General features: G+C 58.4%; 9 protein-coding genes and 2 pseudogenes. 10 read left to right on the top strand and 1 reads right to left on the bottom strand.

The features are described from left to right. A pseudogene (locus tag A3AG_RS0100805) lies at positions 1-217 on the bottom strand (transposase family protein); the annotation flags it as partial. Positions 218-1,378: 1,161 nt separating this feature from the next. Between A3AG_RS0100805 and A3AG_RS33820 the strand changes: the two are divergent. From A3AG_RS33820 to A3AG_RS0100845, 10 genes and pseudogenes are all read left to right on the top strand, one after another. Further along, positions 1,379-1,570: pseudogene (locus tag A3AG_RS33820) on the top strand (transposase); the annotation flags it as partial. Between the two features lie 139 nt (positions 1,571-1,709). Next, entirely contained in the window at positions 1,710-3,074 is a 1,365-nt protein-coding gene (locus A3AG_RS0100810; protein WP_012354641.1) for an LLM class flavin-dependent oxidoreductase, read from the top strand. A 53-nt stretch (positions 3,075-3,127) separates the two neighbouring features. Further along, positions 3,128-3,637: a flavin reductase gene (locus tag A3AG_RS0100815; RefSeq protein ID WP_012354642.1), complete on the top strand. Its 510-nt coding sequence runs from the start codon at positions 3,128-3,130 to the stop codon at positions 3,635-3,637. A 130-nt stretch (positions 3,638-3,767) separates the two neighbouring features. After that, on the top strand, positions 3,768-4,514 hold the full coding sequence (locus tag A3AG_RS34735; RefSeq protein ID WP_306414577.1) for an aldehyde dehydrogenase family protein: 747 nt from the start codon (positions 3,768-3,770) through the stop codon (positions 4,512-4,514). After that, positions 4,490-5,239: an aldehyde dehydrogenase family protein gene (locus A3AG_RS34740; RefSeq protein WP_306414578.1), complete on the top strand. Its 750-nt coding sequence runs from the start codon at positions 4,490-4,492 to the stop codon at positions 5,237-5,239. The genes A3AG_RS34735 and A3AG_RS34740 overlap by 25 nt, the downstream gene beginning before the upstream one ends. Positions 5,240-5,461: 222 nt before the next feature. After that, positions 5,462-5,587: a hypothetical protein gene (locus A3AG_RS34435; protein WP_018003724.1), complete on the top strand. Its 126-nt coding sequence runs from the start codon at positions 5,462-5,464 to the stop codon at positions 5,585-5,587. Beyond that, positions 5,584-7,059 (top strand): sodium:solute symporter family protein, encoded by a 1,476-nt coding sequence (locus A3AG_RS0100830; protein WP_012354643.1) that lies wholly within the window; start codon positions 5,584-5,586, stop codon positions 7,057-7,059. Before A3AG_RS34435 ends, A3AG_RS0100830 begins: the two co-directional genes overlap by 4 nt. Before the next feature lie 47 nt (positions 7,060-7,106). Beyond that, positions 7,107-7,646, top strand: coding sequence for a 6,7-dimethyl-8-ribityllumazine synthase (locus tag A3AG_RS0100835; protein WP_012354644.1), 540 nt, complete (start codon positions 7,107-7,109; stop codon positions 7,644-7,646). A 59-nt stretch (positions 7,647-7,705) separates the two neighbouring features. Then, positions 7,706-8,245, top strand: coding sequence for a GNAT family N-acetyltransferase (locus A3AG_RS0100840; RefSeq protein ID WP_012354645.1), 540 nt, complete (start codon positions 7,706-7,708; stop codon positions 8,243-8,245). A gap of 89 nt (positions 8,246-8,334) precedes the next feature. Further along, on the top strand, positions 8,335-9,561 hold the full coding sequence (locus A3AG_RS0100845) for an MFS transporter (protein ID WP_232348029.1): 1,227 nt from the start codon (positions 8,335-8,337) through the stop codon (positions 9,559-9,561). Positions 9,562-10,587: the final 1,026 nt, after the last annotated feature.

Genomic DNA, 10,587 nt, shown 5'->3' on the forward strand with positions numbered 1-10,587 from the left:
CGACCCGATACTCGAACAGCGGAAGGTCCCGGACTCGCCTGACCACTGTCTCATGCACCTGATGGCAGCGCGCGCCACACTCCTCGCAATGCATGACCTTGCTGACCGGCTTCAAGTACAACGACAGCGTACGGCTCTCTCCCTCCGGCCATTCCACGCGCTCCAGCCGGTAGCCCTTCCAGCAACCCAGTGCTTGCAGCGTCTTGCGATCCAGCACACATCCCCCTGATACCTGAAGAAACAGACATCAGCATACAAAATGTGCTCTTTCGGGCCACGGTTTTCTGCGAAGAACCCTTTTTTTACCCACCAACGCTTCGCTTGGTGCGGCTGGAGTTCACGTCCGGCGTTTTTCCTGTCCGCGATTCTCGCCCATGGCCGGCGGAGATGTTCTCCTATTGATCGGCTTGATGTGTCTCTATTGAGCCAGGCAGTTCGAAAATGAATAGCCCGACGGGTAGCTACCCGCGTTATACAGAAATCATGGCAAAGCGCGGCGCGGCTGACGCGCGACCTTCTGTCGAGGATAAGGCATTCAGCGCAGTGGAATGGATTTCGCGGAATGATTTCCTTGCAGACGTCGAACTAAGAAACGGTAGTGTGCCCGTTTGCCTCTTGAGGTCATGCGCTCAGTCCATGGGATGCATCAATGGGTTGGCTCGGAATTTAGCCGTTTGTCACGATGGATCTCAGTGTACTGCCTAATTCATGCGGGAAATGTCGGTCCGACTATGTCGTCGGGGATATTAGGGGCGTTAATTAAATGTAATCGGGCGAACCCGATGCCATTTATCGCCCGCAAAGGACGGCGTTGGATCGTGCGCTTCGCCTGTAGTGGCATTACGAAAGCACAGAATGCATTCGATATTGCCATCAACTATCCGTCAATGGAGGAAGCATGGCAGCAGAGAAGTCGTTACGTTCAATGGTTGAAAAATGGCTTACACCGTCGGTAGGGAAGCCGCCCCGCGTTATCGGTACGGGCCGCCTGCGAGACTGCCGCAGCCGCTTTGTTTGTGTGGAGTGCAACCGCGCTACTGGTACGCTGTCGATCATGTTCTTCCGGCACTGCGACGGTGGCTGGTATGTGTTTCCACCTGTGACAAGCAGAGCTGGAGGGGCTAGATAGGTTCGCACTCATGTTGTGGGCTTGCGGGCTAGTGCCATATCAGAAAATCCTTGGTGGAAATTCGAGAAGATCTGATAATACTTTTTGTGGGCTGCGATTAGTATGTTCATCGGGGTGCGCCAGTTAGGTGCACCCAAGTCGGTTGTATGTATCCCCCGACAATGCGTCCCTTATAGCGCCCGACGTTTCGTCGGGCGTTTTTTCTTTAGTTTTCGAAGAATTTGGGGGGCTGAATTGCCACATGCCGGCATTCGTTCCCTAGCCATGGACGAATTCGCGCTGCACAAAGGCCATCGCTTTGCCACGGTGGTAGTCGATCCGAGCGGCAGCAAGTGCTCTGGATCTGTCAGGGCTGCTCGCGCGAGACGGCGCGCCTTCTTCGAGCAACTGCCACCAGACGCGGCCAGGCGGATCGAAGCGGTTGCGCTTGAAGCTAGAACCGAAGGCTGCATAAACTCAGATCCCATCTAGGGGTTTACCTCCGGCCGAAATGTCTTTTTTCATGCTCGATTGTTTACTATAGTAAACGGCATGGGGGGATACCTTCCTTCCAAGTCTCTCTCGACAACTAGGAGTAGAAATGAGTCGTGAAATCCACCTGAACGCATTTGAGATGAACTGCGTGGGTCATATCCAGCAGGGACTGTGGACCCATCCCCGTGATGAATCGAGCCGGTACAGCGAGGTTCAATACTGGGTGGACTACGCCAAGAAACTTGAGCGTGGGCTGTTCGATGGCATCTTCTTTGCCGATGTCGTTGGGGTCTATGACGTCTTCGGTGGTAACGCCAACGCGGCTGTTCAAAACGCCGTGCAGGTGCCGGTGAACGACCCAATGTTAGTGATTCCGGCCATGGCCGCGGTCACACGCAATCTGGGGTTCGGCGTTACGGCCAACCTCACCTACGAGCAGCCGTTCCTGTTTGCCCGCCGCATGTCGACGCTCGACCATCTGACAGGTGGGCGCATCGGCTGGAACATCGTGACTGGCTATCTGGACAGCGCGGCGCGAGCCATCGGCCTCGACGGGCAGGTTGCGCACGATGACCGTTACGATCTGGCCGACGAGTACCTGGAGTTGGTGTACAAGCTCTGGGAAGGAAGCTGGGATGACGACGCGGTCATCAACGACAAGGCCAGAGGCATCTACGCAGACCCGTCGAAGGTTCGCGTGATCCACCATCGCGGTCGTCAATACAAGGTAAATGCGATGCACCTATGCGCTCCGTCGCCGCAGCGGACACCGGTGCTCTACCAGGCAGGCTCCTCGACGCGTGGCAGGCAGTTTGCCGCGACGCACGCTGAATGCGTCTTCGTGAATGGCCAGAAGAAGGACGGCGTCAAGACCATCGTCGACGACATCCGCGCGAAGGCTGTGGCCTTTGGCCGCATCGCGGACGATGTCAAGGCATTCCTGGGAGCGACGCTGATCATTGGTGGCACCGAAAAGGAAGCGCAGGAGAAGTACGAGGAATACAAGCGATATGTGAGTTCGGAAGGCGCACTCGCACACGCAGCCAGTTCGCTTGGCATCGATTTTTCGCGCTACGACCTCGACGAGCCGATCGATGTGAGCAAGAGCCAGGCGATCGTTTCCAACGTGGAAGCCATGACTCGCAGCGCAGGGGCCCAATGGACCTTGCGCAAGCTGCTCGAACAGATGCCGCTGGGTAGCCGCCAGGCACCGTGGGTCGGCTCTGCCGAACAGATCGCTGACCTGATGATCGAGTGGACCAACGAGACCGGTGTAGCAGGGTTCAACCTGTCGCGTACGGTGGCTCCGGAATGTCTCGACGACGTCATCGATCTGCTGGTACCGCTCCTGCAGGAGCGCGGCGTGTACAAGACCGCCTATCGCGAAGGTACGTATCGCGAAAAGCTGTTCGGTCATGCACGCCTGCCGGTCACCCATGCCGCAGCCAAGGCACGCGCCGCTGTGCGGTAATCCGCGCAGCACGTCCTTCACAAACTATGAGGCCCCAAGCTAAGGGGAGCACTATGGTAGACAAAACATCGTTCCGAGAAGCCATGGCCGGGCTAGGGGCCGCGGTCAACATCATCACTAGTAACGGCGAAGGTGGACTGGCCGGCTGCACAGTATCGGCAGTGTGCGGCATCACGGACGAGCCGCCAACTCTGCTTGTCTGTATCAATCGTGGCAGCAAGAACAACGAGGTTGTGCGTGAGAACGGCTGCCTTTGCGTCAATGTTCTCGCAGCGGATCAGCAAGACGCGGCTATCCGGTTCTCGAGCAAGAGCGTCTCGGTCGAGGAGCGTTTTGCCGATGTGGAATGGGATCGGCTGGTGACCGGTGCCCCCGTGATTGCCGGCACCGTCAGCGCTTTGGACTGCGAAGTCGCATCCATGATGGACGTTGGCACGCACACCATGTTTCTCTGTGAGATCAAAGCCGTGCGGACGCGCAATGATCGCGACGCCTTGATCTACTTTGGGCGCAACTTCCATAGTGTCGAAGCGCCGGCTGTGAAAGGCGCCGTAGCCGCCTAGGTCCAGCTCCAAAACCCCCGAGACGTCAGGTCGCACATGGGCGCTACGCGCCCATGTCGGACACGCTCGTCCTTCCCGATGCGCCGTGTGCGCGCCAGGTGTCACGGGCGTCCCCATCGCAGGCGACTGAATGGCTTCGATCTCTCCTTATCTCCAGCAGGCAATGCACATGACTTCCTATCCGGAAATTCGAATGCTGATCGCCGACAAGTGGCGCAGCGCGCCCGGTCGGCCCGTTATCAACCCATCGGACGAAACAACCATCGGCACTGTGCCAATCGCAACGACTGCAGACCTCGACGATGCCTTGTCGGCCGCGGCCGATGGTCTGAAGATCTGGCGTCGCACGTCGCCCGCACGGCGCGCCGAGATCATGCTGAAGGCGATTGACTTGATTCTCGAACGAGTCGAGGCCATTGCGACCGCCATTGCCCTGGAGCAAGGCAAGACCCTGGCGCAGGCGCGCGCTGAGGTGCTGCGTGGTTGTGACTTGATGACATGGGATGCGAACGAAGGCAAGCGGTTGTACGGACGTGTGATCCCGGCAGAGCCGCCCATGCGGCATACGGTGATCCGCGAACCCATTGGCGTGATTGGCGCATTCACGCCATGGAACTTCCCGATGAGTTCTCCCGCGCGCAAGGTGGGTGGTGCCCTCGCTGCCGGATGTTCGATCATTCTCAAGGCCGCTGAGGAAACGCCTGCGGGAGCCGTGATGTTGGCCCAGGCCTACCGCGATGCCGGACTTCCTGCTGGTGTGCTGAACCTGGTATTTGGAGAGCCGGGGATGATCTCGTCGTCCTGGTCGCCAGCCCGGTCGTCCGTGCCGTCACGTTTACTGGCTCCACGCTCGTGGGGAAGCACCTGGCCGGCCTGACAGCCCAACACATGAAGCCGGCGATTCTGGAGTTGGGCGGTCACGCGCCGGTCATCGTTTGCGATGATGCCGATCCCGACGCGGCAGCCCTCGCCTGCGTAAAGGGGAAATTGAACAACGCCGGGCAGATATGCGTTGCCCCTACGCGCTTCTTCGTTCATCGCAAGGTCTACGACAGGTTTGTCGAAGCATTTGCTCGGTACGGTGCCCGGATCCGGGTGGGGCATGCGCTGGAGCCGAGCAGTGATATCGGACCTGTCGCAAATGAGCGGCGACTTGCCTGCCTTGACGAGTTGGTGAAAGACGCGATCCATCAAGGAGCTCGCCTGCTTTGCGGTGGGGAGCCATTGCCGGGCGCAGGATACATGTTCCCGTTCACCGCACTTGCCGATGTCCCGTCCACCGCCCGCGCGATGCTAGAAGAGCCATTCGGGCCTCTGAGCCTGATTGCCCCTGTCGAATCGCTCGACGAAGCCATCGAACGTGCCAACAGCCTGCCTTATGGCCTTGCCGGATACGCATTCACTCGCTCTGCAGCGGCCGCCTATCGCCTTGGCGACGAGCTGGAGGTGGGCAACCTCGCAATCAATCACCTGACTTCCGCCGTGTCGGAAACGCCATTCGGTGGCGTGAAGGAAAGCGGGTACGGACGCGAAGGAGGCATCGAAGGGCTCGAGTGCTACACGAACGTGAAAAGCATTTCACACGTGATGGCCGACGCCTGAAGCGACGAACACCAGGACAACTCCAGAAAGCACAACAACGTTCCGCCCAATCCGGCCCGTTCACGTTGGTACCTTCGGTCACCAACTTGAGCGGGGTAGGAAGTTTATTGCCACCAAAGGAGATGCAGATGCGCCCCATCCATTTACTAGCCTTGCTACCCGCCGCAGGCGTGCTGATAGGCCCGTTCTTTCTGAACCGCGTTACCCCCCCAGATTCTCGGTATGCCCTTTCTGCTGGGCTGGCTGTCCCTCAATCTCGTACTCACGTCAGTTGTGATGGCGATCATCTTTCACAGCGATAGTAAGGCGCACGACGATCGCGGGACCGCGGCTGAGGAGCACGTATGAACAGCGCCCTGATCTTCATTTTTGGTGCCATTGCCCTGGCACTTGCGCTCGGTTTGCTGGCCAGGCGAGGAAAAAAGATGAGCCTGGAGGAATGGGCGGTGGGCGGCCGAGGCTTCGGCACGGCAATCGTGTTCCTGTTGATGGCCGGTGAAATCTACACGACGTTCGTCTTCCTTGGCGCGAGTGGATACGCATATGGCCACGGTGGTCCGGCCTACTACATGCTGGGCTATGGAAGCCTTTGCTTTGTCCTGTCGTACTGGCTGTTACCGCTGATCTGGCGCTATGCCAAAGCGAAGAACCTGATCTCTCAATCCGACTTCTTCGCGTCGAAGTATGACAGCCGGCCACTGGGCATCCTGGTCGCCGTTGTCGGCATCGTGGCACTGATGCCATACCTGGTGTTGCAGCTCAAGGGGCTTGGCATTATCGTGAGCGTTGCATCGTATGGCGCCATCGACTCCAGCCACGGCATGTGGATCGGTGCCATTGTGGTGGCCTTGTACGTGGCCATCTCCGGCGTACACGGGTCCGCGTGGACGTCGGTGGTCAAGGACATCCTGGTCATGTTTGTCGCCGTGTTCCTCGGCCTCTATCTGCCGTTCCACTACCACGGTGGCGTCGGGCAGATGTTTGCGGACATCGAGGCAGCAAAGCCAGGTTTTCTTGCCCTGCGCGAGTCCGGTGAAAGCCCGGTGTGGCTGGTTTCGACCGTTCTGCTTTCGGCGCTCGGCTTCTACATGTGGCCACACATGTTCATGGCGACCTACACGGCAAAGACCGACGTGGTGTTGCGCAAGAATGCCTACGTTCTGCCGATCTACCAGTTGATGCTCTTGTTTATCTTCTTCGTCGGATTTACTGCAGTCCTGCAGATTCCTGGGCTCAAAGGAAGCGACATCGATCTGGCACTGTTGAAGATTTCGCTGCAAACCTTCGACCCATGGTTTGTTGGTGTCATCGGGGCGGCAGGCGTTCTGACAGCGCTAGTGCCGGGTTCCATGATTCTGATGACATCGGCAACCTTGCTGGCCAATAACGTCTATCGTCCGTTGCGCCCGTCTGCCAGCAGCGCCGAGATCGTAAAGCTGAGTAAGTGGATGGCACCGTGCATCATGGCAGTCGGGCTCTTCTTCGCGCTCCAGGGCGGGAAGACGATCGTCGCACTTCTGCTGATGGCTTACGCGTTCGTCACCCAGTTGTTCCCGGTCCTTGTGATGAGTTCGCTGCGGAATAATCCGGTGACGCCGGTCGCGGCAATGACTAGCATTGCCGTGGGAGAGGCGACGGTTGCGTGGGTGTCTTTGACTAAGCAGTCGGTGGCTTCGCTCTTTCCATTCCTGCCGGATGCTTTGAAGGACGTGAATGTCGGCGTTGTCGCACTGGTACTGAACATCGCGACGTTGATCATCGTAACCTTGCTGACGCGGCGAAGCGAGCGCCCGGGTCTGACGGCTCCGGTTTCCCAATAACACCTGGGTGATGTGGGCGGAGGCGATCCCTCCGCTAGGAGATTGTTATGAAGACAAGCATTTTTTCCCGCGCGGCGCGTGTTGCATTCATTCAGGCGGAGTGGCACAAAGACCTGCTGGAGAACGCGCTTGAGGGATTCCTGCGCCGCATGGTCCAACTCGGGGTGTCTACCGATGCCGTAGACTTCTTCGAAGTGCCTGGAGCATTCGAAATTCCGCTGTTCGCCAAACGGATCGCGACACGCGGAGACTATGCGGCGATTATTGAAAGTGCGCTCGTTGTTGACGGAGGCATCTATCGGCACGAGTTCGTCGCTCAAGCCGTCGTGGAGGGGTTGATGCGCGTGCAACTCGAAACGGACACACCGGTGTTTTCAATGGTGCTGACGCCGCACAATTTTCGAGCTGAAGAGCACATGCGCGGATTCTTCGCCAAACTCTTGATAGAGAAGGGCGATGAGGTGGCAGACGCGTGTGTTAGGGCAGTCGGCTGCCTCGAGCGCCCGGGTGGATGCATGTCTGCTGAGGCAGCACGGCATCTGGCTCCTGGACGAGTAGGCGAGCGCCTGATTTCGACCACCGCATAGGGATCCAATGCCGCCGCCAGCAGGCAGCGCGGAGACCTTTGACCATATTGAAGGGGTACATGATGACCGAAATAACGATTCGCGATGCCACGCCAGAAGACATGGAAGCGGTATGTGCGATCTACAACGATGCTGTGGAGAACACGACGGCAATCTGGAATGAGGTCCTTGTCGATGTGGCCAATCGCTTGGACTGGCTTTCCGCACGGCGCAAGGCCGGCTTACCGGTTCTCGTGGCGCTGGACGCAACGGGCGTTGTGGTCGGCTATGCGTCATTTGGGGATTGGCGCGCGTTTGATGGCTATCGCCATACCGTGGAGCACTCGGTGTACGTGCGAACTGACCAGCGTGGCAAAGGTATTGCCGGCTCGCTAATGAAAGCTCTTATCGAGCGTGCGGGCGAACTCGGCAAACACATCATAGTCAGCGCGATCGAAGCAGGTAACGCGAGCTCGATCCGTCTACATGAAAAACTGGGCTTCGAGCAGGTCGGCCTGATGAAGGAGGTTGGCACGAAGTTCGGCAAGTGGCTGGACCTTGTCTTCATGCAGCTCAACATCGACCATCGTGCTGACCCGGATGGTGCGCGGAAGCAGTAGCGCATACGTGTGCTCCATCGTTTCCCCTCGCCGATCAAAGGTGCTGCGCTGGCTGATACCGCGGATTGAAGTCCGCTCCCAGCAACAGAATGCATTCCCAGAGTATGGCTCAATCTTCAAATGCTGCTCTGAAGTCGGGATGGCTTCGTCTCGACCCTGTATTGACAATAGCCACCGCGCAATTGTTCGGAACCTCGCTTTGGTTCAGCGCCAACAGCGCGGCCGACGATCTTGCCCGGACGTGGGGGCTGACGGCCGCAAACATTGGCATGCTCACGGCGGCGGTTCAGAGCGGCTTCATACTGGGTACCCTGGTATTCGCCGTATTCGGACTCGCGGACAGGTTCTCGGCGAGCCGAATTTTTTGCCTTTCGGCACTGCTTGGTGCTGCTTTCAACGCGTGGTTCGCGTGTCTGTCAGGGGATTTCTCCGCAGCAATCGCACTTCGGTTTGCTGTGGGCGTATGTCTCGCTGGCGTCTATCCGATTGGGATGAAGCTGATTATTAGCTGGGCCCCCGATAGAGCAGGGGCAGCGCTTGCATTGCTGGTAGGCATGCTGACCTTAGGGAGCGCGCTGCCGCATGGCTTGCGAATTATGGCCGCACAATGGCCGTGGCAGTACGTCATGGCTGGCTCTTCGGTGCTGGCAGGTATTGCGGCAGTCATGGTCATCTACTTGGGTAACGGACCGCACTTGCCGATGCGCCGCCCGGGCGGCCCGAATCCGGGTAATCCATTGCACGCGTTTCGCGATCCCCAGTTCAGAGCGATTGCGGTAGGTTATTTCGGGCACATGTGGGAGCTTTATGCCTTCTGGACCATACTACCCATGCTCGTTGCACGCTCGCCCCTGCCTTCGCTTTTCGAAACACAGGGCATCTCAGCGCTGGCCTTCGCCATCATTGGGGTTGGCGCCATTGGGTGCGTCTTCGGCGGCGTGCTAACCCGCTGGGTAGATAGTGCCCGCGTCGCGCTCAGCGCTCTCGCGATTTCAGGAGTGTGCTGCTTTCTCTTGCCGTTCGCGGCAGACGCGCTGTCACGGGGTTGCCTGTTGGTTTTTTTCTTGATTTGGGGAGCGGCAGTTGTCGCAGATTCCCCGCAGTTTTCAGCGTTAGCTGCCAAGACATGCCCTCTGCCCTTGGTCGGCGGTGCACTCGCCATTCAGAACTCGATTGGATTTGCGCTGACGGTGGCTTCCATTACCCTCGTGTCCACGTTGCTAGGGGACCTGGGCATGAAAACGTCCTGGGTGCTTCTGCCGGGCCCAGTTTTGGGAATCATAGGCTTCCTGTCGTTGCGCCGCAGTTCCCGCTGACAGCGGCTGCGGCAGCGAACGCTCGGCTCGGATATGTGTCGGGAATCGCTCCTTAACGCCCGATCAATATAGTTGAATGCGCGTCTAGCACGCAAGTACGGCCGCTTTCGGCGCCGTCCATGTTGCAGTTCACAAGGATGTCGGCTGCAGGGGTGAACTTGCTCGAGGCAACCCCCCCGTTTCCTAAACAGGCCGCATTCAGAAGGATTCACTCATGAGCAAGGTCCGTCGCGGGAAGGTACGAAAACCGTGACCACGATCTTTACCGTAGGCGCGATACTCCGCGAATACACCGGCGAAGTACTCTACTCTCCACTTCAATGGTGCGCTGGCAGGCTGGACCGCGTGGTCAGCGATCTGGAGTTCTAGATGCTGGAAGGCATTTCAGCGACCTCGATATCCCTTGATCGGCTCAGCAGAGGAGCGTGCGACTTGAGCGGCCGGAACCCCCATGGGGCACTTCACGGGTTCTGGGCGCATTGACCCGAAGCCTCGGAAAGTCTTCTTTACGCCCGTTGGCTGCCAACGCCATGTGACACTTCCGCTCATTGCCGACAAGCGTCAGCATTAGGATTTCATATTGGTGTGGTCAGTCCACTGACCACGTCGAGGAACGGCTGTCTTGTTCTCGAGCGAAGGAGATCGCAGGCGTGCACACACGGCGCTATGCTTGAGCTGCGATGGGGCCGCAGTGGAAGCATGCGCCCTTTCAACCGGCTACTCTAGGGAAGTGCTTATGTGGACGCCTCCCGGATAGCAAGGTCGATTTGACATGGTGGTCGACAGGTAGAGGCAGCACGCTTATGTCCGGCCCGTTTGTTGCAGGCCTTAAGGCCTGCTGGCCCATATGGAATTCGCTGACGAGGTCCCCAGCTTGCGTATTTCGGGGCGCTTGATCAGCGATTTCGGGGGAACGTGATCACCTGTTTCGGCGGGAAGCTGCTCGCTGGTTTCGGCGGAACGTGATCACTTCGACGACGCTGCCGAAATCGGTGATCACGATCCCGAAACGAGTGATCACGTTGC

Origin of the sequence: Cupriavidus neocaledonicus, assembly GCF_000372525.1 — a bacterium.
GTDB classification, from domain to species: domain Bacteria; phylum Pseudomonadota; class Gammaproteobacteria; order Burkholderiales; family Burkholderiaceae; genus Cupriavidus; species Cupriavidus neocaledonicus.